At 67.8% G+C, this 24,893-nt stretch carries 21 protein-coding genes and 1 pseudogene; 12 read left to right on the top strand and 10 right to left on the bottom strand.

Annotated elements, in window-relative coordinates:
• Positions 1 to 32: 32 nt before the first annotated feature.
• From B8W69_RS19795 to nuoN, 8 genes are read left to right on the top strand one after another with little or no spacing between them, the layout of a single operon-like run.
• Positions 33 to 2,495: an NADH-quinone oxidoreductase subunit G gene (locus B8W69_RS19795; protein ID WP_085291476.1), complete on the top strand. Its 2,463-nt coding sequence runs from the start codon at positions 33 to 35 to the stop codon at positions 2,493 to 2,495.
• Entirely contained in the window at positions 2,492 to 3,772 is a 1,281-nt protein-coding gene (nuoH, locus tag B8W69_RS19790; protein ID WP_085291475.1) for an NADH-quinone oxidoreductase subunit NuoH, read from the top strand. Before B8W69_RS19795 ends, nuoH begins: the two co-directional genes overlap by 4 nt.
• Complete coding sequence (gene nuoI, locus B8W69_RS19785) at positions 3,765 to 4,310, top strand: NADH-quinone oxidoreductase subunit NuoI (protein WP_085291474.1); 546 nt, start codon at positions 3,765 to 3,767, stop codon at positions 4,308 to 4,310. Before nuoH ends, nuoI begins: the two co-directional genes overlap by 8 nt.
• A 26-nt stretch (positions 4,311 to 4,336) precedes the next feature.
• Entirely contained in the window at positions 4,337 to 5,131 is a 795-nt protein-coding gene (locus B8W69_RS19780) for an NADH-quinone oxidoreductase subunit J (RefSeq protein WP_181447445.1), read from the top strand.
• Positions 5,128 to 5,427: an NADH-quinone oxidoreductase subunit NuoK gene (gene nuoK, locus B8W69_RS19775; protein WP_007772892.1), complete on the top strand. Its 300-nt coding sequence runs from the start codon at positions 5,128 to 5,130 to the stop codon at positions 5,425 to 5,427. The genes B8W69_RS19780 and nuoK overlap by 4 nt, the downstream gene beginning before the upstream one ends.
• A 10-nt stretch (positions 5,428 to 5,437) precedes the next feature.
• A complete protein-coding gene (gene nuoL, locus B8W69_RS19770) occupies positions 5,438 to 7,324 on the top strand; it encodes an NADH-quinone oxidoreductase subunit L (protein ID WP_085291472.1) in 1,887 nt (628 codons plus the stop codon).
• Between the two features lie 30 nt (positions 7,325 to 7,354).
• Positions 7,355 to 8,941 carry an NADH-quinone oxidoreductase subunit M gene (locus tag B8W69_RS19765; RefSeq protein ID WP_085291471.1) on the top strand — a complete coding sequence of 529 codons (1,587 nt, stop codon included), beginning with the start codon at positions 7,355 to 7,357 and terminating at the stop codon, positions 8,939 to 8,941.
• Positions 8,938 to 10,527, top strand: a complete 1,590-nt coding sequence (nuoN, locus tag B8W69_RS19760; protein ID WP_085291470.1) for an NADH-quinone oxidoreductase subunit NuoN — start codon at positions 8,938 to 8,940, stop codon at positions 10,525 to 10,527. Before B8W69_RS19765 ends, nuoN begins: the two co-directional genes overlap by 4 nt.
• A 22-nt stretch (positions 10,528 to 10,549) precedes the next feature.
• Here nuoN and B8W69_RS19755 read toward each other — a convergent pair whose 3' ends face one another.
• The 5 genes from B8W69_RS19755 to B8W69_RS19735 all read right to left on the bottom strand — a co-directional run bounded on the left by B8W69_RS19755 (position 10,550) and on the right by B8W69_RS19735 (position 14,691).
• On the bottom strand, positions 10,550 to 11,014 hold the full coding sequence (locus B8W69_RS19755; RefSeq protein WP_085291513.1) for a hypothetical protein: 465 nt from the start codon (positions 11,012 to 11,014) through the stop codon (positions 10,550 to 10,552).
• Entirely contained in the window at positions 11,007 to 12,182 is a 1,176-nt protein-coding gene (locus B8W69_RS19750) for a DUF58 domain-containing protein (RefSeq protein ID WP_245843310.1), read from the bottom strand. The genes B8W69_RS19755 and B8W69_RS19750 overlap by 8 nt, the downstream gene beginning before the upstream one ends.
• Before the next feature lie 88 nt (positions 12,183 to 12,270).
• Positions 12,271 to 13,248 carry an AAA family ATPase gene (locus B8W69_RS19745; RefSeq protein WP_085291469.1) on the bottom strand — a complete coding sequence of 326 codons (978 nt, stop codon included), beginning with the start codon at positions 13,246 to 13,248 and terminating at the stop codon, positions 12,271 to 12,273.
• A gap of 19 nt (positions 13,249 to 13,267) precedes the next feature.
• Positions 13,268 to 13,750 (bottom strand): hypothetical protein, encoded by a 483-nt coding sequence (locus B8W69_RS19740; RefSeq protein WP_085291468.1) that lies wholly within the window; start codon positions 13,748 to 13,750, stop codon positions 13,268 to 13,270.
• Positions 13,747 to 14,691 (bottom strand): DUF4129 domain-containing protein, encoded by a 945-nt coding sequence (locus B8W69_RS19735; protein ID WP_085291467.1) that lies wholly within the window; start codon positions 14,689 to 14,691, stop codon positions 13,747 to 13,749. Before B8W69_RS19735 ends, B8W69_RS19740 begins: the two co-directional genes overlap by 4 nt.
• Before the next feature lie 160 nt (positions 14,692 to 14,851).
• Here B8W69_RS19735 and B8W69_RS19730 point away from each other — a divergent pair.
• Positions 14,852 to 15,824 (top strand): annotated as a pseudogene (locus B8W69_RS19730) (HNH endonuclease signature motif containing protein).
• Between the two features lie 21 nt (positions 15,825 to 15,845).
• Here the strand turns inward: B8W69_RS19730 and B8W69_RS19725 are convergent.
• The gene (locus tag B8W69_RS19725; RefSeq protein WP_085291466.1) at positions 15,846 to 16,745 is read right to left on the bottom strand and encodes an SDR family NAD(P)-dependent oxidoreductase; all 900 of its coding nucleotides are present in this window, start codon (positions 16,743 to 16,745) and stop codon (positions 15,846 to 15,848) included.
• Complete coding sequence (locus B8W69_RS19720; protein WP_085291465.1) at positions 16,742 to 17,344, bottom strand: TetR/AcrR family transcriptional regulator; 603 nt, start codon at positions 17,342 to 17,344, stop codon at positions 16,742 to 16,744. Before B8W69_RS19720 ends, B8W69_RS19725 begins: the two co-directional genes overlap by 4 nt.
• Positions 17,345 to 17,390: 46 nt before the next feature.
• Here B8W69_RS19720 and B8W69_RS19715 point away from each other — a divergent pair, with 46 nt between their 5' ends.
• Positions 17,391 to 18,542, top strand: coding sequence for a phosphotransferase family protein (locus B8W69_RS19715; protein WP_085291464.1), 1,152 nt, complete (start codon positions 17,391 to 17,393; stop codon positions 18,540 to 18,542).
• The gene (locus B8W69_RS19710; protein WP_085291463.1) at positions 18,542 to 19,657 is read left to right on the top strand and encodes an Rv3169 family protein; all 1,116 of its coding nucleotides are present in this window, start codon (positions 18,542 to 18,544) and stop codon (positions 19,655 to 19,657) included. Before B8W69_RS19715 ends, B8W69_RS19710 begins: the two co-directional genes overlap by 1 nt.
• A 1-nt stretch (position 19,658) precedes the next feature.
• On the opposite strand, the gene B8W69_RS19705 is transcribed toward B8W69_RS19710, so the two are convergent.
• Both B8W69_RS19705 and B8W69_RS19700 read right to left on the bottom strand, forming a co-directional pair.
• Complete coding sequence (locus B8W69_RS19705; RefSeq protein ID WP_085291462.1) at positions 19,659 to 21,026, bottom strand: LLM class flavin-dependent oxidoreductase; 1,368 nt, start codon at positions 21,024 to 21,026, stop codon at positions 19,659 to 19,661.
• Complete coding sequence (locus B8W69_RS19700) at positions 21,023 to 22,261, bottom strand: MFS transporter (protein WP_181447444.1); 1,239 nt, start codon at positions 22,259 to 22,261, stop codon at positions 21,023 to 21,025. The genes B8W69_RS19705 and B8W69_RS19700 overlap by 4 nt, the downstream gene beginning before the upstream one ends.
• Positions 22,262 to 22,472: 211 nt before the next feature.
• Here B8W69_RS19700 and B8W69_RS19695 point away from each other — a divergent pair, with 211 nt between their 5' ends.
• Positions 22,473 to 23,819, top strand: a complete 1,347-nt coding sequence (locus B8W69_RS19695) for a flavin monoamine oxidase family protein (RefSeq protein ID WP_085291461.1) — start codon at positions 22,473 to 22,475, stop codon at positions 23,817 to 23,819.
• Here B8W69_RS19695 and B8W69_RS19690 read toward each other — a convergent pair.
• On the bottom strand, positions 23,814 to 24,779 hold the full coding sequence (locus tag B8W69_RS19690) for an alpha/beta fold hydrolase (protein ID WP_085291460.1): 966 nt from the start codon (positions 24,777 to 24,779) through the stop codon (positions 23,814 to 23,816). The two genes, B8W69_RS19695 and B8W69_RS19690, sit on opposite strands and share 6 nt — an antisense overlap.
• Positions 24,780 to 24,893: the final 114 nt, after the last annotated feature.

Here is a 24,893-nt window from a genome sequence, read left to right as displayed (position 1 = left end):
CCTCCCGCTTGCGGGGGAGAGGAGCGGCGCTCATGACTAGTGCGGCCAAGACCGAAACCGGCGACGAGGTGCGTCCGCCGGACATGGTGACGCTGACCATCGACGGCAGCGAAATCAGCGTTCCCAAGGGAACTCTGGTGATCCGGGCCGCCGAATTGATGGGCATCCAGATCCCCCGGTTCTGTGATCACCCGCTGCTGGAGCCGGTCGGCGCGTGCCGGCAGTGTCTGGTCGAGGTCGAAGGGCAGCGCAAGCCGATGGCCTCGTGCACCACGGTCGCCACCGACGACATGGTGGTGCGCACCCAGCTCACGTCGGAGGCCGCCGACAAGGCGCAACACGGCGTGATGGAGCTGCTGCTCATCAACCACCCGCTGGATTGCCCGATGTGCGACAAGGGCGGCGAATGCCCGCTGCAGAACCAGGCAATGTCCAACGGCCGCGCCGATTCTCGCTTCACCGACGTCAAACGCACCTTCGCCAAACCGATCAACATCTCCTCGCAGGTGCTGCTCGACCGGGAGCGCTGCATCCTGTGTGCGCGCTGCACCCGGTTCTCCGAGCAGATCGCCGGGGACACCTTCATCGACATGCAGGAGCGGGGCGCCCTGCAGCAGGTCGGCATCTACGCCAATGAACCGTTCGACTCCTACTTCTCGGGCAACACGGTGCAAATCTGCCCGGTGGGCGCGCTGACCGGCTCCTCGTACCGGTTCCGGGCCCGCCCGTTCGACTTGGTCTCCAGCCCCAGCGTCTGCGAGCACTGCGCTTCCGGATGCGCGCAGCGCACCGACCACCGCCGCGGCAAGGTGCTGCGCCGGCTGGCCGGCGACGACCCCGAGGTCAACGAGGAGTGGAACTGCGACAAGGGCCGCTGGGCGTTCACCTACGCGACCCAGGCCGATGTGCTCACCAGTCCCCTGATCCGCGACGCGGACGGCTCGCTGCAGCCGGCCTCGTGGTCGCACGCGATCGCCGTCGCGACGAAGGGCCTCGAAGCGGCACGTGGCCGCGCGGGCGTGCTGGTCGGCGGCCGGGCCACCTTGGAGGACGCCTACGCCTACTCCAAGTTTGCGCGAATCGTGCTGGACAGCAACGACATCGACTTCCGCGCCCGGCCGAGTTCGGCCGAGGAGGCCGACTTCCTGGCCGCCCGCATCGCCGGTAAACCGATCACCGTCAGCTACGCCGACCTGGAGTCGGCGCCGGTCGTCGTGCTGGTCGGATTCGAGCCCGAGGACGAGTCGCCCATCGTCTTCCTGCGGCTGCGTAAGGCGGCCCGCAAGCACGGGCTGCCGGTCTACGCCCTCGCGCCGTTCGCCACCCGCGCGCTGACCAAGATGTCCGGGCGGTTGATCAAAACCGTTCCCGGCGCTGAGGCTTCGGCGCTCGACGGGTTGGCCACCGGCGAGGTGGGCGACCTGCTCTCCACCGCGGGTGCGGTCATCATGGTCGGCGAGCGCCTGGCCACGGTGCCGGGCGGTTTGTCGGCGGCGGCCCGCCTCGCCGACACCACCGGCGCCCGCCTGGCCTGGGTGCCGAGGCGTGCCGGTGAGCGCGGCGCACTGGAGGCCGGTGCGCTGCCCGGGCTGCTGCCCGGCGGCCGTCCGGTCGACGACGAGACCGCCCGCGCGCAGGTAGCTCGGGCGTGGAACGTGTCCGAATTGCCTTCCGGCAGTGGACGTGACACCGATGCGATCCTGGCCGCCGCCACCGACGGCACGCTCGGCGCGCTGCTGGTGGGCGGTGTCGAGCCCGATGACTTCACCGATCCGCAGGCGGTTTTGGCGGCGCTGGACGGCGTCGGCTTCGTGGTCAGCCTGGAGTTGCGGCACAGCGCCGTCACCGAACGCGCCGACGTCGTCTTCCCGGTCGCGTCGACGACGCAGAAGGCAGGCGCATTCGTCAACTGGGAGGGCCGCTTGCGGCCGTTCGAAGCCGCACTGCGCGGAACCGCCCAGCAGGCCAGCCAATCCGACCACCAGGTGCTCGACACGCTGGCCGACGAGATGGGCGTGTACCTGGGCATGTCCACCGTCGCCACCGCTCGGGAAGAACTGGCCGCGCTGCGCCACTGGGACGGCAAGCGCGCCGCGAACCCGGCCGTCGCGGCCCCGGAGCCGGCCCAGGCCGCGCCGGGTGAGGCGGTGTTGGCCGGCTGGCGGATGATGCTGGACAACGGCCGGATGCAAGACGGCGAGCCACATCTGGCGGGCACGGCCCGCAAGCCCGTCGCTCGGCTGTCCGCCGACACGGCCGCCGAGATCGGCGCCGCCGACGGCGACGCGGTCACGGTCAGCACGTCACACGGATCCATCAGCCTGCCGCTGATGATCACCGACATGCCCGACCGGGTGGTGTGGCTTCCGGTGAACTCGCCCGGCTCGGCGGTGCATCGCCAGCTCGGCGTATCGGCCGGCAGCACAGTCAAGATCGGAGTTGGCACCGCCGGCGACGATGCAGAGCGCAGCGATGAGGAGGAGCGGCGCATATGACCGGCTTGACCGCCTTCGGGCACGACACCTGGTGGCTGGTGCTCGGCAAGGCGCTCGCGATCTTCGTGTTCCTCATGCTGAACGTGCTGGTGGCGATCCTGCTCGAGCGCAAGATCCTCGGCTGGATGCAGCTGCGGCCCGGGCCCAACCGGGCGGGGCCGTGGGGTGTCCTGCAGAGCCTGGCCGACGGAATCAAGTTGGCGCTCAAGGAAACCATCACCCCGGGCGGGGTCGACAAGTTCGTCTACTTCGCGGCGCCGGTCATCTCCACGATTCCGGCGTTCACCGCCTTCGCCTTCATCCCGTTCGGACCGGTGGTGTCGGTGTTCGGCCACCGCACGCCGCTGCAGCTGACCGACCTGCCTGTCGCGGTGCTGTTCATCCTGGGGCTGTCGGCGATCGGCGTGTACGGAATCGTGCTGGGCGGTTGGGCTTCCGGGTCCACCTACCCGCTGCTGGGCGGGGTGCGCTCCACCGCCCAGGTCATTTCCTACGAGGTGGCGATGGGGCTGTCGTTCGCCGCGGTCTTCCTCTACGCCGGCTCCATGTCGACGTCGCAGATCGTCGCCGCGCAGGACCGGGTCTGGTACGTGTTCCTGCTGCTGCCGTCGTTCGTCATCTACCTCATCTCGATGGTCGGTGAAACCAACCGGGCGCCTTTCGATTTGCCCGAGGCCGAGGGTGAGCTGGTCGCCGGGTTCCACACCGAGTACTCGTCGCTGAAGTTCGCGATGTTCATGCTGGCCGAGTACGTCAACATGATGACGGTCTCCTCGCTCGCCACCGTCCTGTTCTTCGGCGGCTGGCACGCGCCGTGGCCGCTGAACATGTGGGCCGGCGCCAACACCGGCTGGTGGCCGGTGCTCTGGTTCACCGCGAAGATGTGGACCTTCCTGTTCGTCTACTTCTGGCTGCGGGCCTCGCTGCCCCGGCTGCGTTACGACCAGTTCATGGGGCTGGGCTGGAAGCTGCTGATCCCGGCCTCGCTGGTCTGGGTGCTGATCGCCGCCGTCATTCGCACGCTGCAGAACCAGGGCTATCAGCACTGGACCCCGATCCTGGTGGTCAGCAGCCTCGTGTTCGCCACCGCGCTCGTGCTGTTGCTGCGAAAGCCGTTCAGCGCGCCCGGTATTCGCGCGCTGGAGAAACAGCTGCGCCGCGAGGCGAAGAGGCTGCCGACCGCACTCGACTCCGCACCCGTATTCCCGACACCGCCACTGCCATCGAAGGACCAGAAATCCCTGGCGGCGGCGAGCAAGGAGAAAGCACGTGGCTAAATTCTTGGACGCTGTAGCCGGATTCGGCGTGACGTTCGGATCGATGTTCAAAAGGAATGTCACCGAGGAGTATCCGGAAAAGCCGGGCCCGGTCATGCCGCGCTACCACGGCCGTCACCAGCTGAACCGCTACCCCGACGGTCTGGAGAAGTGCATCGGCTGCGAATTGTGCGCCTGGGCGTGCCCGGCCGACGCGATCTACGTCGAGGGTGCCGATAACACCGAGGAACTCAGGTATTCGCCTGGGGAACGCTACGGCCGTGTGTACCAGATCAACTATCTGCGGTGCATCGGTTGCGGGCTGTGCATCGAGGCGTGCCCCACCAGGGCGCTGACGATGACCAATGACTACGAGATGGCCGACGACAACCGCGCCGACCTGATCTACGAGAAGGACCGGCTGCTGGCACCGCTGCTGCAGGACATGCTCGCGCCGCCGCACCCCAGGACCGAGGGCGCCACCGACAAGGACTATTACCAAGGCAATGTGACCGCACACGGGTTGCGGCAGACCCCGCAGACCGGAGACTCCCGGTGACCGGATTGGCCGGCCACGCCGTCGCCGTGGCCTCGAGTTTTGCGCAGGACACCATTGTCCGTACCTCCACCGGCGAAGCGATCGCGTTCTGGGTGCTGGGCGTCCTGGCCGTGATCGGCGCGATCGGAGTGGTCACCGCCGTGAACGCCGTCTACTCGGCGATGTTCCTGGCGATGACCATGATCATCCTGGCGGTCTTCTACATGATCCAGGACGCGCTGTTTCTGGGTGTGGTTCAGGTCGTGGTCTACACCGGCGCGGTGATGATGCTGTTCTTGTTCGTGCTGATGCTCATCGGTGTGGACTCCGCGGAATCTCTCAAGGAGACGCTGCGCGGTCAGCGCATCGCCGGCGTGGCCGCCGGGATGGGGTTCGGCATCCTGCTGATCGCCGCCATCGGCAACGTGACCACCGGCGGCTTCGCGGGACTGACCACCGCCAACGCCAACGGCAACGTGGAAGGGCTGGCGGCGCTGATCTTTTCGCGGTACCTGTGGGCCTTCGAGCTCACCAGCGCGCTGCTGATCACCGCAGCCGTCGGCGCGATGGTGCTGGCGCACCGCGAGCGCTTCGAGCGCCGCAAGACGCAGCGCGAGCTCTCGCAGGAACGGTTCCGCTCGGGCGGGCATCCCACCCCGATGCCCAACCCCGGTGTGTATGCACGCCACAACGCCGTCGACGTGGCCGCGTTGCTGCCAGACGGCTCGTACTCGAAACTCTCGGTCTCGCCGATGCTGCAAAGCCGCGGCGCCGACGGCAAGAAGACGCCGTCCCCTTCCCCCGAGCCGAGCCCGACCCTCTCCCAAGGCGGTACGTCGTGAATCCGGCCAATTACCTGTACCTTTCGGCGCTGCTGTTCACCATCGGCGCCTCCGGTGTGTTGTTGCGCCGCAACGCCATCGTGATGTTCATGTGCGTCGAGCTGATGCTCAACGCGGTCAACCTCGCGTTCGTCACGTTCGCGCGGATGCATGGACACCTGGACGGGCAGATGATCGCGTTCTTCACGATGGTGGTCGCCGCCTGCGAGGTGGTCATCGGACTGGCCATCATCATGACCATCTTCCGTACCCGCAAATCGGCATCCGTCGACGACGCGAACCTACTCAAAGGCTGAAGACGCCAACATGACTCAATACACCTGGCTGCTGGTCGCGCTGCCGTTGGCGGGCGCCGCAATCCTGCTGTTCGGCGGGCGACGCACCGACCGGTGGGGGCATTGGCTGGGCTGCGCCACCGCCCTCGCGGCGTTCGGGGTGGGCCTGAGCCTGCTCTCGGAGCTGCTCGGACGCGCGGCCGACGACCGCGTCATCCACCAGAAGGTGTTCAGCTGGATCTCGGTCGGCCAGCTCCAGGTCGACCTCGGGCTGCAAATCGACCAGCTCTCGGTGTGTTTCGTGCTGCTGATCTCCGGGGTCGGGTCGCTGATCCACATCTATTCGGTCGCCTACATGGCCGAAGACTTGGACCGCCGAAGGTTTTTCGGCTATCTCAACCTGTTCCTGGCGTCGATGCTGCTGCTGGTCGTCGCCGACAACTACGTGGTGCTCTACGTCGGCTGGGAGGGCGTCGGCCTGGCGTCCTACCTGCTGATCGGGTTCTGGTATCACAAGCCGACGGCGGCCACCGCGGCCAAGAAGGCGTTCGTGATGAACCGGGTCGGCGACGCCGGGCTGGCCCTGGGAATGTTCTTGATGTTCAGCACTTTCGGCACCCTGTCGTACGCAGGGGTGTTCGCCGGCGCGCCCGCGGCCGGTCACGGCGCGCTGACTGCCATGGGATTGCTCTTGCTGCTGGGCGCTTGCGCCAAGTCCGCCCAAGTCCCGCTGCAAGCGTGGCTGGGTGATGCCATGGAGGGCCCCACGCCGGTGTCCGCGCTGATCCACGCCGCCACCATGGTGACGGCCGGCGTGTATCTGATCGTGCGATCGAATCCGTTGTACAACCTGTCCCCCGACGCCCGGCTGGCCGTGGTCATCGTGGGTGCGGTCACGCTGCTGCTCGGGGCGTTCATCGGCTGCGTCAAGGACGACATCAAGCGGGCGCTGGCGGCGTCGACGATGAGCCAGATCGGCTACATGGTGCTGGCGGCGGGCCTCGGGCCGGCCGGCTACGCCTTCGCGATCATGCATCTGCTCACCCACGGGTTCTTCAAGGCCGGGTTGTTCCTCGGCTCCGGCGCGGTGATTCACGCGATGCACGAAGAGCAGGACATGCGCCGCTACGGCGGTTTGCGTGCGGCGCTGCCCATTACGTTCGTCACCTTCGGCCTGGGTTACCTTGCGATCATCGGCGTGCCGCCCTTCGCGGGCTACTTCTCCAAGGACGCCATCATCGAGGCGGCGCTGGCCTCGGGTGGCGTCCGGGGTTACCTGCTGGGTGGGGCCGCGCTGCTGGGCGCCGGCGTCACCGCGTTCTACATGACCCGCGTGATGCTGATGACGTTCTTCGGCAAGAAGCGCTGGGGCCCGGGCACCCACCCGCATGAGGCACCCGCCCTGATGACGTGGCCGATGATTCTGCTCGCCGTCGGCTCGGTGTTCTCCGGTGGCCTGCTGGCGGTGGGCGGCACCCTGCAAAGCTGGCTCGAGCCGGTCGTCGGAAAGCACGAGGAAGTCACCCACGCGTACCCCGTCTGGGTCAGCTCCGCGCTGGCGTTGGGCGTCGTGGTCGTCGGCATCGCGGTCGCCTATCGGATGTACGCGAAGACACCGATCCCCCGGGTGGCTCCGCTCTCCGTGTCGGCGCTGACGACGGCGGTACGCAAGGACTTTTACGGCGACGCCTTCAACGAAGAGGTCTTTATGCGCCCGGGCGCACAACTGACCCACGCGCTCGTCGACATCGACAACGCGGGCGTCGACGGCTCGGTGAACGCGCTGGCGGCGCTGGTGAGTTCGATGTCAAATCGGCTGCGGGGGCTGCAAACCGGCTTCGCCCGCAACTACGCGCTGTCGATGCTGACGGGTGCGGTGCTGGTGATCGCGCTGATCCTGGCGGTGAGACTGTGGTAATTCGCAGCGGCGAGATGAAAAGGAGCGGCGCTGGTGACTAGCGTTCCATGGCTGAGCGTGCTGTGGCTGGTGCCGCTGGCCGGCTCCGTGCTGATCATCCTGATGCCACCCGGGCTGCGCCAGCTCGCCAAGTGGACCGGTCTGGTCTTCGGCGTCCTGACCCTCGCGGTCGCGGTCGTCGTCACCGTCGGGTTCAAAACCGGCGGCGCGCCTTACCAATTCATCGAAAGCCACCAATGGATCCCGGCGTTCGGCGCCGGCTACACCCTGGGCGTCGACGGCATCGCGGTGGTGCTGGTGCTGCTGACCGCGGTGCTGATCCCGGTGCTGCAGGTGGCCGGCTGGAACGACGGCGGTGAGCGCAGCCGCGGGGTGCAGGCCTACATCGCCCTGACGCTGGCCATCGAATCCATGGTCCTGATCTCCGTCGTCGCCCTGGACGTGCTGCTGTTCTACGTCTTCTTCGAGGCCATGCTCGTTCCCATGTACTTCCTGATCGGGGGCTTCGGCGGCGGGACCGGCAGGTCGCGCGCGGCCGTGAAGTTCTTGTTGTACAACCTGTTCGGCGGTCTGATCATGCTGGCCGCGGTGATCGGCCTGTACGTGGTGACCTCGCAGCACGGTTCGGGCACCTTCGACTTCCGCGAGATCGTGGCCGGCGTCGCCTCGGGCCGCTACGGCGCGGACTCGGCGGTGTTCAAGGCGTTGTTCCTGGGCTTCATGTTCGCGTTCGCGATCAAGGCCCCGCTATGGCCGTTCCATCGCTGGCTGCCCGACGCCGCCGTCGAGGCCACCCCGGCGACCGCGGTGCTGATGATGGCGGTGATGGACAAGGTCGGCACCTTCGGGATGCTGCGGTACTGCCTGCAGCTGTTCCCCGGCGCCTCAACGTACTTCCGCCCGCTGATCGTCGTGCTGGCGGTCATCGGGGTGATTTACGGCGCGATCGTGGCCATCGGCCAGACCGACATCATGCGGCTGATCGCCTACACCTCGATCTCGCACTTCGGGTTCATCATCCTGGGCATCTTCGTGATGACCAGCCAGGGGCAGAGCGGGTCGACGCTGTACATGCTCAACCACGGCCTGTCCACGGCCGCGGTCTTCCTGATCGCCGGATTCCTGATATCGCGGCACGGCAGCCGGTCGATCGCCGATTACGGCGGCGTGCAGAAGGTGGCGCCCATCCTGGCCGGTACCTTCCTGGTCTCGGCGATGGCCACCCTGTCGCTGCCTGGCCTGGCGCCATTCATCAGCGAATTCCTGGTCCTGCTGGGCACTTTCAATCGGTACTGGCTGGCCGCCGCATTCGGGGTCACCGCGTTGGTGCTCTCGGCGGTCTACATGTTGTGGCTGTACCAGCGCGTGATGACCGGGCCGGTCGTCAGCGGCAACGAGAAGATCGGCGATCTGCGTGCGCGCGAATTGATCGTCGTCGCACCGCTGATCGCGCTGCTGCTGGCGCTCGGCATCTATCCCAAGCCGGTGCTCGACATCATCAATCCGGCCGTCGAGAACACCATGACCACCATCGGCCAGCATGACCCCAAGCCGACCGTCCCGGTGGGAACACCCAGACCGGCCGACCTACACCGGACCGCCGAAGGACCGCGATGACCCTCCCTACCCCGAGCATCCAGTACTTCCTGCTGTGCCCGACGCTCATCGTGTTCGGCGTCGCCGTGGTGGCTGTCCTCGCGGAGGCGTTCCTGCCCAGGCGAATTCGCTACACCGCGCAGGTGACGCTCTCACTTGGCGGATTGATCGCGGCGTTCGTCGCGGTCATCGCCGTGAGCCGCTCGATCCCAAGCTCGGGCCGCGTCGCGGTGTTGGGCGCCATGGCCATCGACCGCCCGACGCTGTATCTGCAGGGCACCGTGCTGCTGGTCGCGGTGATGGCGGTGATCTTCATCGCCGAACGCACGCAGGCCACGGCGGACAGCAAGGTGTCCGTGGGAGTCGGCACGGCCGGCTCGGGCGGCCTGGACTCCTTTACGCCGCAGGCATCGGCGGTGCCCGACAGCGACGCCGAGCGCGAGGCCGAGCGGGCCGGGGCCGCCCAGACGGAGCTGTTCCCGCTAGCGCTGCTGTCGGTCGGCGGCATGATGGTCTTCCCCGCGTCCAATGACCTGTTGACCATGTTCGTCGCGCTGGAAGTGTTGTCGCTGCCGCTGTACCTGATGTGCGGCCTCGCCCGTCACCGCCGCCTGCTATCGCAGGAAGCGGCGATGAAGTACTTTCTGCTGGGCGCGTTTTCGTCGGCGTTCTTCCTCTACGGTGTCGCGCTGCTCTACGGCGCGACCGGCACGCTGCTGCTGACCGGTATCCGTGATGCGCTTGCCGCGCGCGGCGACACCTCGATGGCGCTGGTCGGCGTCGCGCTGCTGTCGGTCGGTCTGCTGTTCAAGGTCGGCGCCGTTCCATTCCACTCCTGGATTCCGGATGTGTACCAGGGCGCACCCACCCCCATCACCGGGTTCATGGCGGCGGCCACCAAGGTCGCGGCTTTCGGTGCGCTGCTTCGGGTTATCTACGTGGCGCTGCCGCCGCTGCACGATCAGTGGCGCCCGGTGCTATGGGCCATCTCCATCCTGACCATGGCGGTCGGCACCATCACCGCGGTGAACCAGACCGACGTCAAACGCATGCTGGCCTACTCGTCGGTCGCCCACGTCGGGTTCATCCTCACCGGCGTCATCGCGGACAACCACACGGGCCTGTCCGCCACGCTGTTCTATCTGCTGGCCTACAGCTTCAGCACCGTCGGCGCGTTCGCCATCGTCGGCCTGATTCGCGACGCCGACGGGGTCGAGGACGCAACGCTCTCGCATTGGGCGGGGCTGGGTCAGCGCTCACCCATTGTGGGCGTGATGTTTTCGATGTTCTTGTTGGCGTTCGCCGGCATCCCCCTGACCAGTGGCTTCGTCAGCAAGCTCGCCGTCTTCAAGGCCGCCGCCCAGGGCGGCGCCGTGCCGCTGGTGATCGTCGGTGTGGTCGCCAGCGGGGTCGCCGCCTACTTCTACGTGCGGGTCATCGTGTCGATGTTCTTCACCGAAGCGACCGAGGACACCCCGCACGTGGTGGCGCCGGGCATCTTGAGCAAGGCCGCCATCGCGGTGTGCGCCGCGGTCACCGTCGTGCTCGGTATCTTCCCGCAGCCACTGCTCGATCTCGCCGACCAGGCCGCCCAGCTGCTGCACTGACGCGGAGTCCGGCCGTCACCGGTCAGCTCATGAACGGGCGGATGGCCAGCAGGTAGATCACCAATGCCCCCAGCGGGGCCACCAAAGGCAACCACGGCAACTGCAGGGGAAACGACGTCGCAGCCAACCCGGCGAGCGTAAATCCCACGGCGCCAACGGCCGTCGGCCGGCTGTCCAGCACCACCGGGGCGGCCGCGCCGACCGCGTGGCGGCATACCAGGTAGCCGGCGGCGCACAATCCGGACAGCGCGACGAAGATCAGCGGCGGGTCGGGCAGCATCACGGCGACCGCCGCCAGCAGCACGGCAACCGTTGCGGCGCGCCGGAATACGATGCCCACCGCGACCGCGATCAGCGCCGCCACCCAGGCGACCACCCCGGGGCCCTGCCAACCGTCGGCGGCCAGCCCCACCATCAGCAGTCCGAAACCCGTCGCGAACGTGGGCGCCCCCACCCGCGCCAGCGTCCCCGCACCGGCGTTATCCACGGAGCCTCCCCCGAACCCGCCGGCGGCGGTCCGGCACCACACCCATCGACTGCTCCAAACCGCTGTCGCCCGCCCACGACACGATGTCCACACCGATGGTGGCCATGTCGCGGTACATCGCCGAGCGCTGCAGCGCCCACATCCGATCCACCAGGGGATCCTGCTCGTCTTCGAACGGCGAACTGTCCAGGATGTCGACGGCCAGCACGACGTGGCCGCGCTTGCGCAGATTGATGAGGGCCAAGGCGAATTCGGTGTCGAGCAGGGTGGAGAACGCGATGACGATCGCGCCGACGGGAACAGCCGCGCGCGGCGCGAGCGTGCCCGTGGTGTGTTCGAATCGGTCCCCGGCGTTCAGGACGGTGTCGAGCACCCGATAAAACTGGCGCTGCCCGATGTCGGCACCCAGCCAGCGCGGGTGGTTGCCCCCGAGAGCGACGATGCCGGCCCGGTCGCCATGGCGCAACGCCGTTTGCACCACTTGCGCCGCCCCGCGCACGACCCGCTCGGTGGCCTCGGTCGCGGGACCCGCGGGCTGGCGATACCCATCGATCAAGACGACGACGTCGGCGGCGCGGTCGGTCAGCCGCTGTGTCACATGCAGTCGGCCGCGGCGCGCGCTCACCGGCCAATTCACCGCGCGCAGTTGGTCGCCGGGCACGTAGGAGCGGATGTCGGCGTACTCCACGCCGGGACCGATATGGCGGGTCAGGTGGGCGCCCAATCGGTCGAGCAACTCGGTCCGCGGGATGGGCGTCAGCTGCGGCGGCGTCAACGGAAACACGATGACCTCGGCGGCCCCGACGGTGGTCGTTCCGGTGAGCAGCCCACCGCGGGCAACGACGTCGATGCGAGCCCCGATGGAATACCGGCCCCAGCGCCGCGCGGTGGCCGTGACGGTCTTCTCCTGGCCCGCATCGGATTCCGGGATCTCGAGCTCCATGCCCGTGATGTCCGTAATGGTGACCTGGACGGCCGATGCGCCTTCTTGCGTCACCCACACCCTGACATGCGCCTGCTCGGTTTCAAAGCAACGCTGGGCGTCGGGCTCGCCGTGCACATGAATCGTCGGGATGGGCCGCTGCCAGCTGATCGAGCACAGCACGCCGAGCAGTGGCGCGGCGAAGGCGATCAGCTGCCACCTGGCGCCGATGACGGCGGCGGCCATCGCGAATCCAGCGCAGGTGGCGATCGCCCGCGTCAATCCCGATGCACGCCAGCGGAACTCGGCCGCAATGCTGGACGTCACGTCGGGATTAACCGGTGTCTCCGGCACCGGCACCGGTTCGCGGCACCGGCAGGCGGTGCAACAACTCTCCGATCACGTCGGCGCCCTGGATCTTTCGCACCCACATTTCGGGGCGCAGGGTGATCCGGTGCGAGACCGCCGCGATGGCGAGCGCCTTCACATCCTCGGGGATGACGTAGTCGCGGCCGAGTAGCAACGCGCGGGCGCGGGCGAGTTGCACCAGGTCCAGTTCGGCACGCGGGCTGGCGCCCACTGCAACCTGGGGATGGTGTCGCGTCGCATTGGCCAGCGACACCACGTAGTGCAGGACGTCTTCGTGCACGGTCACCTGCTCGACCGATTCGCGCATGGCCAGCAGGTCGTGCGCGTCCACCACCTGGTTGACCGTCGGTTCGGCCGAGCCGCGCTCGAGTCGGCGGCGCAGCATCGAGGTCTCGTCCCGTTCGCTGAGATACCGCAATTCCAGCCGGATCGCGAATCGGTCGAGTTGCGCCTCGGGCAGCGGGTACGTGCCCTCGTACTCGATCGGGTTATCGGTGGCCAGGACGATGAAAGGCTTTGGCAGCTGGTGCGTTTCGCCGTCGATGCTGACCTGGCCTTCGGCCATCGCCTCCAGCAGAGCCGCCTGGGTTTTCGGCGGCGTGCGATTGATCTCGTCGGCCAGCAGCAAGTTGGTGAAGATGGGGCCGGGCCGGAACGCGAAGCGGCCGGACTGCATGTCGTAGATCGTCGAGCCGAGCAGGTCCGCCGGCAACAGATCGGGGGTGAACTGCACCCGGGTGAATTGCAGGCCCAGCGCGGCGGCAAAGGATCTCGCGATCAGCGTCTTACCCAGGCCGGGCAGGTCTTCGATGAGGATGTGGCCGCGCGCGAGAACCGTGGTGAGGATGAGCCGCAGTGCGGAGCGCTTTCCCACCACCACGCGTTCTATTTCGTCGAGAATCGCTTCGCAGTGTGCGGTCGTGGTTGCGGCCGGCAGCGTCATGTTGGGATCGCGCCTCCTGTCATGCCTGCTCCAGCCTGAGCAGAATCTCTTCCAGCGCCGCCCGGCCCGGACCGGGTTCGGGGTCACCGCTGCGCTTGACGTTGTTGGGGTTGACCCATTCCCACAGTTCCGCGCCGAAGAGCATGCGTCCGGTCGCGTGGAAGGCCGCGGGGTCTTTGGATTGCCGTTGGCCAGTTGTCATCTCGTAGCGACGCGCGAGCATCGGGCGCAGATGACGGTCCCAGTCGGCCCGGGTGGCCTCCGACCACCGGATCGTCGTCTCCGTGGTGGAAAGCCAGCGGCGCAACGAATCCCCGAGCGCGTCGGCGGCCGGCTCCGTGTCGGCATCGAACCCGCGCGCCAGGGCTCGACGAAGGCTGAGCAACACCACGGCCAGCCCGACACCGGCGGCCGCCAACACCCATCGCCGATCGTGCTGCGTCAGTGTCAGCAGCTCTATGCCGATGATGAGGCAAACACCCAGGGAAATAATCCTTTTCATGCGGCGCTCCGGGAGCCCAGCTCATCGAGGACCAGTCGAAGCACGCCCACCGCGACGTCGCGGTGGCCTTCATTCATCACGTGGGGGCTGAACCGCGCCTCGGCGAACAGGTTCACCAATTGGACGGCGTTATCGGCATGCAGCGCATGGTGTTCGACCGCGCGCGCCAACACCTCGGTCGGGGTGTCGAACTCCTGAGGAACGGCACCGGGAACCTGTGCGAGTTCGCGTTCCATCGCGGCATAGCAGGCGATGATCGCCTCTCGCGGTTCGCGGCTCAGGTCTGTCATCTCGGCCAGTCCACGCTCGGCGGCTCGCGCCAGCGACTCCGAGCGCGGCGCGGGCGCCGGGGATTCCGCCGGCTCGTCGGCGTTGACGGGGGCCGCCGGACGCCAGCGCCGCCGCGCCGAGGCGACCGTCCCGGCGACGAACATCACCAACATCGCGACCGTGCAGGCGAGCAGGATCCCCAGCAGGTTCTGCGAGCCATCGTGAGCACGGTGCGGATGCTGCTGCGGCGGCGGCTGTGCGGGGGGGTGTGTCGACGCCGCCGCGCCACTGTCGGGCGGTGAGGGGGCGGGAGCGACACCGTGGCCCAGAAACCGGGCCAGCAGCATCACGATCAGCAGCCAGGCCGCGACCACGGCGACGCCGATCAACAACACGCGCCAGCTCGGTCGTCCCTTACCGGTGCCGAGCATTTCGGACAAACCACCCGCAGTCGGCGCGGGAGCGCGGGGGTCGCGCAACCGCGCGACCACGGCGACAGCGATCAGCGCGAGGGTCACCGCGAGAATCGCTACCACGAACGTCAGCGCCACGCGGCCGCCTGACTCGCTGCGCATCGCATCGTTGCGGGCGGGGAGGTAGCCGCGCAGGGCGGCGGCGACGACGAGCAGCAGAACGATCAGGGCTACGACTCGCCCTGTCGGCTTGTCCATACCAGGCATTGGCACACCACTCGATTGGTTGCCTGCCGCCGTCGCGGCACTGACTTTTCTCATACTTGCACGTCAGGCGGCCCTAGGGCCAGGACCGTCCCGCTTATCCACAGTCGGCAGTTCATCCACATTGTTCCCTTGTCCACTTGAACTCGAACCTATGTTCTATAGCGTGGGCTGGGTGGGCACTTTCATCAACGCCAAACGGGCGCGGGAGCGAATCTGCGCCGCTCTCGACGCGATCGATGCGGCTCACGTGGTGCTGTGTCAGACCCCGTCGAACGTGGTCGGCAACGCCTTTCGGATTGACCTTGCCGAACGTCTGGAAGTCCAGCACCGCGTCAATCGGGGCCTGATGTATCGGATCTTCGATGAGATCGCCGACCCGCCGGACGAGGCGGGGTGCGTGCCCGCGGTGCGCGGCATCTTGTGGGCGCGGCTTCGCATCACGCCCAGAGAAGTCGCGCGGCGCTTCAGGCTCGCGGCGCGTATGCGACCGCGGCGTGCGCTGACCGGCGCACCATTGGCACCCGAGTTGCCGGCGTTGGCCCGCCGTCGGGGTGTGCACTTGAGCCCGCAAGGGCCCGATGGGATGTCGCGGCTCACCGGTCTACTGGACCCGGAGGCCCGGGCCTACTTCGAAGCCCTGGAAGCGGCGGTGCGGTCGACTTATCGACTCCGATGCCCATGCCCGCGCGCACCGGCGGGGGCTCACGATTGCCGATGATCTGATTTGCTTGGCCGCCAAGGCTATTCACTATCTCGCCGCGTTCGACGGGTATAACGGCCGACCGTTGTGTCTAGGCCGACAAAAACGCATCGCCACCGCGGGTCAGCGCCTCATCTGCTATGCCCGGGACCGCGGATGTACCCACTCCAATTGCCTCGAACCGGCTATCACTGCGAGGTTCACCATGCACACGAATGGGCAGACGGAGGCCGGACCGACGCGGACAACCTGTTCTTCGCCTGCGGCTCCGACCACGGCGCGGTGGGCAGGGGGAATGGCGCACTTCGGTCCTCGGCAATGGGCGACTTGGCTGGACCGAGGGCAACGGACCGCCCGCCGTGAATCTCGCCACCATCCCGACGAGCTCCTTCGCGGCGATCCCGACCCGCCTAACGGCGAATGACGCCGCCGCGACCGCGCCGGTCTAGTCCACGGCGAAGGGCCGGAAGCTGCCGTCGAGCACCTGAAGATGACCGATGGTGCGTCCGGTGACCTTGGCGGCGTCGACCAGGACCAATTCGACTGCGGCGCGGGCGAATTCGTCCTCCGACGCAGTCTCATCGAAGTTGCGGGCATAGTACGAGAGCCCGGGCGTGAGAATAGCCTTGGACGGCGAAAGCGCATTGACCGCGATGTTGTGGTCGGCGAGATCGTAGGCCGCGCATTGGGTCAGGTGCTCGAGCGCGGCCTTGGATCCACCGTAGCCTGGCAACACCCCGCCGCTGCGATCGGCGTACGGGCCGTCGCCGGGCAGTCGCGACGCGACCGAGGTGATGTTGATGATCGAGCCGCCACCGGCCTCGATCATGTCGGGGCACACCATCTGCATCAGCTCGTAGGCCGCGAACACCGCGATGTCGAAATGCCGGCGATAGGCATGCAGGGGTGTGCTGACGAACCCCGGCCAGCCGGGTTTGGCGGCCCCCGCCGGCTTCCCGGCACCCGCCGCTTTGGCGGCACCCTTGGCGGCCTTGTCGCCAGGTTGCGCACCGGGCGCCGGCGGCCGTCCCGGAGCGGTGAAGGCGGCATTGTTGATCAGAATCCCGATGGGGCCCAATGCCTCTCGCGCCGAATTGACCAGCCGGGCGATCTGATCGCGGTCGGTCAGATCGGCGCGGACCGCGACGGCACGCCCGCCCGCCGCCTCGATGTCGGCGACCGTCTCGCCGATGGTTCCCGGCAACCGGTCGTCCCATACTTCTTCAGTACGCCCGGCAACCGCCACCGCGGCACCCTCGGCCGCCAACGCCAGCGCAATCGCGCGGCCCAGGCCGCGGCTCGCGCCGGTCACGATCGCGGCCCGGCCCGCAAGCCGCCCCGTCATCGCCGCACCCCGTGCACCACGATCGCCGTGGTCTGCTCTACCCACGCATCGTCGAGCTCTTCGTCCGGACGCAGCAGCATCCGCAGCATCGTCGCTCCCCCAATCAATTCGATCAATCGGTCCGGGTCCACATCGGGATGGGCTTCGCCCCGGTCAACCGCCTCGCGCAGCCGCACCCGCACCGCGGTGAACAGGTCCACGAACCGCGCCATCACCCGCGCATTGAGCGCGGGGTCGGCCGTCATGTCGGCGACCAGACCGGGCAGCGCGGCACGCACCACCGGGGTGGTGAACACATCGCGGGTGGCCTCAATCATCATCCGCATATCGGCGGCGATATCCCCGGCCGGCGACTCCAGCGCGGTCGGTGCGGTCGGGAAGGCCGCCTCGTGCACCAGTTCGGCCTTGCTGGACCACCGCCGGTACAACGCGGATTTCGTGGTACCGGCGCGCTCGGCAACCGCGGCCAAACTGATATTGGAATAGCCCGTTTGGACAAGCAGTTCCGCGGTCGCCGATAGAATCGCCGAGTCGATACGCGGATCGCGCGGGCGGCCGGCGCCGGAGGCCTTGTCAAGGCCGGACGGGTCTGCTTTCATAACGCTACCTACCGTATCGTAATTGCCTCAACGAAGGAGGCACCTTATGGCAACAGAACCCGCGGTCGACAACGTCGACCGGCTCCAGCGCTCCAGCCGTGACGTCACGACGTTGCCGACCGTCATGTCACGCTGGCTCTCCACCGTACTGCCGGACGCCGCACAACCCGAGGTGACCGTGGAAAGCGGCGTGGACTCGACGGGCATGTCGTCGGAGACCATCATCCTGACCGCGCGTTGGCAGCAGGACGGGCAGCCGATCGAGCAGAAGCTCGTGGCCCGGGTCGCGCCCGCCGCCGAGGACGTGCAGGTCTTTCCGACCTACCGGCTCGACCATCAATTCGACGTCATCCGGAAAGTCGGCGAGCTGACCGACGTGCCCGTGCCCCGGGTGCGCTGGCTGGAGAACACCGGCGACGTCCTCGGCACACCGTTCTTCGTGATGGATTACGTCGCCGGTGAGGTGCCGCCCGACGTCATGCCGTACACGTTCGGCGGCAACTGGTTCGCCGACGCGCCCGCAGACCGGCAGCGCGAACTGCAGGACGCCACCGTCGGCGTGCTGGCCACGCTGCACTCGATTCCCAACGTGCAGAGCACCTTTGGCTTCCTCACCGAGGGCCAGACCGGGGACACGGCGCTGCGTAAGCACTTCAACTGGGTGCGGTCCTGGTATGACTTCGCGGTACCCGACATCGGGCGATCACCGCTGCTGGAGCGGACCTTCGACTGGCTGGAGGCCAACTGGCCGGCCGAGGCGGCCGCCGCCGAGCCGGTGCTGTTGTGGGGCGATGCGCGGGTGGGCAACGTGTTGTACAACGACTTCCGGCCGGTGGCGGTGCTGGACTGGGAGATGGTCACGTTGGGACCACGCGAGCTCGATGTGGCGTGGATGATCTTCGCGCACATGGTCTTTCAAGAACTCGCAAGCCTGGCAACACTGCCGGGGCTGCCAGGGGTGATGCGCGAGGAGGACGTGCGGGCCACCTATTCGCGCCTTGCCGGGTACGAAGTCGGCGACCTGCACTGGTTTTACGTGTACTCCGGCGTGATGTGGGCGTGTGTGTTCATGCGCACCGGCGCCCGGCGGGTGCACTTCGGCGAGACCGAGAAGCCCGACGATGTCGAAACGCTCTTCTACCACGCAGGATTGATGCGCCGCCTTATCGGAGAGAGTCTTATCGGAGAGGACCAGTAATGCTCGGACCGCTCGACGAGTACCCGGTACATCAGATTCCCCAGCCGATCGCGTGGCCGGGCTCTTCGGACCGCAACTTCTACGACCGCTCCTACTTCAACGCCCACGACCGCACCGGGAACATCTTCGTGATCAGCGGCATCGGGTACTACCCCAATCTCGGGGTCAAGGATGCGTTCCTGCTCGTCCGGCGCGGGGACACCCAGACCGCGGTGCACGTCTCGGACTCCATCGACCAGGACCGGCTCAACCAACACGTCAACGGCTACCGAGTCGAGGTCATCGAACCGCTGCACCAACTGCGGATCGTCCTCGACGAAACCGAAGGCATCGCAGCCGATCTCACCTGGAAGGGGCTGTTCGGCGTCGTCCAGGAGCAGCCGCACATCCTGCGGGCGGGCAACCGGGTGACGCTGGACGCGCAGCGTTTTGCGCAGCTGGGCAGCTGGAGCGGGCACATCGTCATCGACGGCGAGACAATCACCGTCGACCCCAACACCTGGCTTGGCAGCCGTGACCGGTCTTGGGGCATCCGTCCGATCGGCGAGGCCGAGCCCGCGGGACGCCCCGCCGACCCGCCCTTCGAGGGCATGTGGTGGCTGTACGTGCCCATGGCCTTCGACGATTTCGCGATCGTGCTGATCATTCAGGAGGAGCCCAACGGGTTCCGCTCGCTCAACGACTGCACCCGCATCTGGCGCGACGGCCGCGTCGAGCAGCTGGGCTGGCCGCGGGTCAAGATCCACTACCGCTCCGGCACCCGCATCCCGACCGGCGCGACGATCGACGCCACCGCCCCCGACGGCACCCCGGTGCACTTCGACGTCGAGTCCAAGCTGCCGGTGCCCATTCACGTCGGCGGCGGCTACGGCGGCGACTCCGACTGGATCCACGGCATGTGGAAGGGCGAGAAGTTCGCCGAGCGCCTGACCTACGACATGACCGACCCGGCCATCATCGGCCGGGCAGGCTTCGGCGTGATCGACCATGTCGGTCGCGCGCTCTGCCGCGACGGCGACGGCGAGCCGGTCGAGGGCTGGGGCCTCTACGAGCACGGCGCGCTGGGCCGGCACGACCCGTCCGGGTTCAAGGATTGGCTGACGGTCGCGCCGTAACTCAGCGGCGGTACTTCGCGCCGGGGTGATCGTCGGGCAGCAGCGGCCCGGCGGCCCCCAGCCGCTGGCGCAGGGTGGAGCGCGGCGGCTCCCCCGGCACCCGTCCCCGCCGGCGCAGCTCGGGGACAACGAATTTCGCGAAATCGACGAAGGTGCCCGGGGTTGTCACGTAAGCCAGATTGAATCCGTCGATGTCGGCCTCGTCGACCCACCGCTCGAGTTCGTCGGCCACCTCGGTCGGTGAGCCCACCAGCACCGGGCCTCGGCCGCCAATGCCGATCTCGTCGGCCAGCTCCCGCACTGTCCAGGCCCGCTCCGGCGAGGCGGTGGTGAACGACGCCAACGCCGAGCGGTTGGCGTCGGTTTCGACGTATGTCAGCGGTTCGTCGGGATCGAGCTCGGCCAGGTCGACCCCGGTCCAGCCGCCGAACAGCGCCAGCGCGCCGGCGGGGCTGACGAACCGCCGATAGTCCCGCAGTTTGGCGACGGCCTCGTCGTGCGTCTCGCCGACCACCGGGGTCACCACGGTGAACACCTTGATGGAACCGCGGTCCCGGCCCAACTCGGCAGCGGCCGCGCGCAGCGCCCGCACCGGACCGGACACGATCTGCGGCGTCGGCCCCGAGACGAAGACGGCCTCGGCGTGCGCCGCGGCGAACCGGACGCCCCGCGGAGAGGCCCCGGCCTGGAACAGCACCGGAGTGCGTTGCGGCGACGGCTCGCACAGGAAGGGGCCGGGCACCGAGAAGTAGCGGCCCTTGTGCTCGATGTCGTGCACCTTGGCCGGGTCGGTGAAGACGCCCCGCTCCGCATCGCGCACCACGGCGTCGGCCTCCCACGAGCCTTCCCACAGCTTGTAACAGACCTCGAGGTACTCGTCGGCGATCTCGTAGCGCCGGTCGTGTGGGATCTGGGCATCAAGCCCCAAATTCCTTGCAGCACTGTCCAGATAGGACGTCACGATGTTCCACGCCACCCGCCCGCCGGTGAGGTGGTCCAGCGTCGAGAGCCTGCGCGCCAGTGCGTAGGGCTGCTCGTAGGTCAGCGACAAAGTGATCCCGAAGCCGAGGCTCTCGGTCACCGCCGCCATCGCCGAGACCGCGGCGGTCGGGTCGTTGACCGGGAACTGGGCGGCGTCGACGACGGCCGCGTCGCGCGACGCCCCGTACACGTCGTAGACCCCGAGCGCGTCGGCGAGGAACAGCGCGTCGAACCCGCCGGCCTCCAGGATGCGGGCCAACTCGGTCCAGTAACCCAGTTCCCGGTAGCGATGGCCCTGGTCGTCGGGGTGGCGCCACAGCCCCGCGGACTGGTGCCCGACGCAGGCCATGTCGAAGGCGTTGAGCAGGATCCGGCGCGGTGCACTCATGCGAGGTAATCCTCATGCGTCTCGCCCGCCGCGTACGCGGCGGCGGCCGTGATCGCCGCCAACACCGCGAAGTAGCCCACGATCAGCCATGGCCGGCCGCCGCCGACCATTAATAACGAGGCGGCGATCAACGGCGCGAACCCGCCCGAGAGCACCGCGCCGATCTGATAGCCCAACGAGGCGCCGCTGTAGCGCACCCGGGTGTCGAAGAGTTCGGCGAACCAGGCCGCCTGGGGCCCGTACATGGCGTCGTGAACGACGTTGATGCCGAACACAATTGACAGCACCACCCACAGCGCCGACCCGCTGCCGGCGGCGACGAAGAACAACACCAGGGCAGCGACTCCGGCCACCGCGCCGAACAGATACGGTGGCCGCCGTCCCACCCGGTCGGACAGCAGCGCCCAGCCCGGTGTGCTCAGGAACCCCAGGGCCGACGAGACCAGCACCGCGATCAGGCCCACGGAGCTGCCCTTGCCGAACGAATCCTGCAGGTAGGTAAGCGAATACGTCGTCAGCAGCACGAAAAGCCCGATCTGCGAAAGTCGCAACCCGGTGGTGATGACAACGTTGCGCGAATCGGTGCGCAGCACCTCGACAATCGGCAGCCTGGCCAGCTCGTCACGCGCCTTGACCCGGTCGAAGATTTCAGCGTCGGTTAGCCGGAGCCGGACGAACAGGCCTAATCCGACTAGAAAGACGCTGAGCAGGAACGGGATTCGCCATCCGTATGCCAGGAACGCCGTCGGCCCGGTGGCCCTGCCCGCGAGAAAGAACACCGACGTCGCCAGCAGCATGCCGGCCGGTGAGCCCAGCTGTGTGAAGCTGCCGAACAATCCGCGACGATCGGGCGGTGCGTGCTCCACCGAGAGCACCGCGGCGCCACCCCATTCGGCCCCCACGGCGAGACCCTGCAGCACACGCAGCGACGCCAGCAGGGCCGGCGCCAGCAGCCCTGCCTCGGCATAGGTCGGCAGCACTCCGATCGCGGTGGTGACCAACCCCATCACCAACAACGCGCCCACCAGAACCGCTTTACGGCCCAACCGGTCGCCGAAGTGCCCGGACAGCACCGCGCCGAGCGGCCGGGCCCCGAATCCGGCGGCATAGGTGGCGAACGAGGCCAGTGTTCCGGCGGTCGGTGAGATGTTCGGGAAGAAAAGCGGTTTGAAGACCAGCGCCGACGCGGTCGCGTACAGATAAAAGTCATACCACTCGATGGTGGTCCCGATCATGCTGCCCAGGGCCACGGTTCGCAGGTCGGGCTTGGTGCCGGCGACCGGCGCCGGACCGGCAAAACTGGTGGAAATCACGTGGTCGCAGCGTAATTAACAGTGCCAGGTTGGCGTATGTTTGCCATCGCGGTGATGCGAAACGCCCGGCGGTTCGGCGGTTAGCTTGCAGAAATCGCCGTGAAAACCGCAGAAATGCGGTTCACTAGACCGCGTGTCAAAACCCCCGCGGATTGTCGACGTTGTCGTGGTCGGTGCGGGCTTTGCCGGACTCGCCGCGGCGCGCGAGCTGTATCAACAGGGCCATGACGTGGTGGTTTTCGAGGGTCGCGACCGGGTCGGCGGACGGTCGTTGACCGGCAGCGTCGCCGGATTGCCGGCCGATCTGGGCGGCACTTTCGTCGGGCCGACCCAGGACGCCGTCTTGGCGATGGCCGCCGAACTCGACGTCCCGACCACCCCGACGCACCACGACGGCAAGAACCTCATCCATTGGCGCGGGTGGACGCACGCGTATCACGGCACCATCCCCAAGCTTTCGCTGACCGGACTGGTGGACATCGGCCGGCTGCGGTGGCAGTTCGACAGGATCGCGCGCAGCATCCCGCTGGCGGCGCCTTGGGACGCCCGACGGGCGCGTGAGCTCGACGACATGTCGCTCGGCGGCTGGTTGCGCTCGGTGCGGGCGACCGCTTCCTCACACGACCTGCTGGCGATCGTGGCGCGGGTGACCTGGGGATGTGAACCCGACGACGTGTCGATGCTGCACGCCGCCCGCTACGCGCACGCGGCCGGCGGCCTGGACCGGCTGCTCGACGTCCAGGACGGTGCCCAACAGGACCGCTTCCCCGGTGGCACCCAACAGATCGCCGAGGCCGCGGCCGCCGAACTGGGCACCCGGGTGGTGCTCAACGCCCCGGTGCGCCGAATCGAGCGCCACGGCGCGGGCGTCACCGTCACGACCGATGTCGGCGAGACCGAGGCCGGGTTCGTCATCGTCGCCATCCCGCCGGCCCACCGCGCCTCGATCGAGTTCACTCCCCCGCTGCCCGCCGAGTACGAGCAACTCGCCCGGCATTGGCCGCAGGGCCGGCTCAGCAAGGCGTATGCGGCCTATTCCACGCCGTTCTGGCGGACCAACGGCTTTTCCGGGCAGGCGCTGTCCGACGAGGGCCCGGTTTTCATCACCTTCGACGTCAGCCCGCACCCGGACGGTCCCGGCATCCTGATGGGTTTTGTCGACGCCCGCGCCTTCGACTCGCTGCCCAGCGATCAGCGTCGCCGCGACGCGTTGCGCTGTTTCGCAACGCTTTTCGGTGATGACGCGCTCAAACCCCTGGATTACGTGGATCATTGTTGGGGGGTGGAGGAATTCGCGCCCGGCGGCCCCACCGCCGCGGTCCCGCCGGGGTCGTGGACCCGGTTCGGGCCATGGCTGCGCGAACCGGTCGGGCCGATTCACTGGGCCGGCACCGAAACCGCCGACGAGTGGACCGGGTTCCTCGACGGGGCGATCCGCTCCGGGCAGCGCGCGGCCGCCGAGATCACCGCCTTGCTATGAACTGATCCGCCGGTTGGCGGCGTTGTGTACCGCCATCTCGGCGAGTGCGCGCAACTGACGATTCACCTCGCGCGGGTGTTCCAGCATCGAGCAGTGACCGCCGGGCAGCTCGACCAGCTCGATCAGGTTGGGTGCCGTGCGTGCGATCCTGCGCGACTGGCTGATCGGGGTCAGGCGGTCGCGTTCGCTGCCGATGACCAACGTCGGCACCGTCAGGCCGTCCAGGTTGAGATACCGCGACCCCAGCGACGTGACCAGCGCCCTCGCGCAGCCGGCCCGCCCCGCCGGTGACGTCTTCTCGAAGAGCTCGTAGACGAGCCTGGCGATGCTCGGATCGGCGTCTCGTCCGGTCGCCAGCATCGCCACCACGTAGCGGCTCGGGATCCGGGCGGGACCCGGGACCGGGAAGCCACCGAACGCGTTGATCAAGGCGCGCCCGGCGAGAACTCGGGCGGGCGACAACCCGTACGGCACCGGCAGCAGTTGCACCTGTCGGATCAGGTCTCCGGTGGTGGTGTTGATCAGCGCGACGGCGTCGGCGCGGCGGGGAACCTTGTGGCCGTAGCGCTCAGACCACGCCGCGATCGTGATGCCGCCCATCGAGTGACCGGCGATCACGGCCCGCTCGTGGGGCGCCAGCGTCGCTTCGAGCACCGAATCCAGGTCGGAGGCAAGGTGTTTGAGGCTGTAGTCCTTGGGTCGGGGCACGCCGCTTCGGCCGTGGCCGCGGTGATCGAAGGCGATCACCCGGTAGTCGTTGGACAGGTCGGCGATCTGATAGGCCCACGCCCTGATCGCGCAGGTGATGCCGTGGGCCAAGACGATCGGATAACCGTCGGGCGGCCCGAACACCTCGGCGTGCAGCCGGGTGCCGTCGGCCGCCGGGACTGACACCGTCTCACTCGGCGGCAACTGGTCGGGGAAAGGGTCAATTGGGCGAGCCGATCGTCGAGCACTCATCACCGCTCCCCCCTCGAACGCAGCCCCATTGCCGCAGCTAAGGATGAGACGATCTTATGCCTAAGTTCGGTTCGCTTTTGGGAAATCCGGCAAACGATTCTTATGAGACGCTTA

The organism is Mycolicibacterium vulneris, from assembly GCF_002104765.1.
In the GTDB taxonomy this organism is placed as follows: Bacteria; Actinomycetota; Actinomycetes; order Mycobacteriales; family Mycobacteriaceae; genus Mycobacterium; species Mycobacterium vulneris.
The sequence above is the reverse complement of the archived record's forward strand: the minus strand, read 5'-3'. Positions and strand labels throughout refer to the sequence as shown.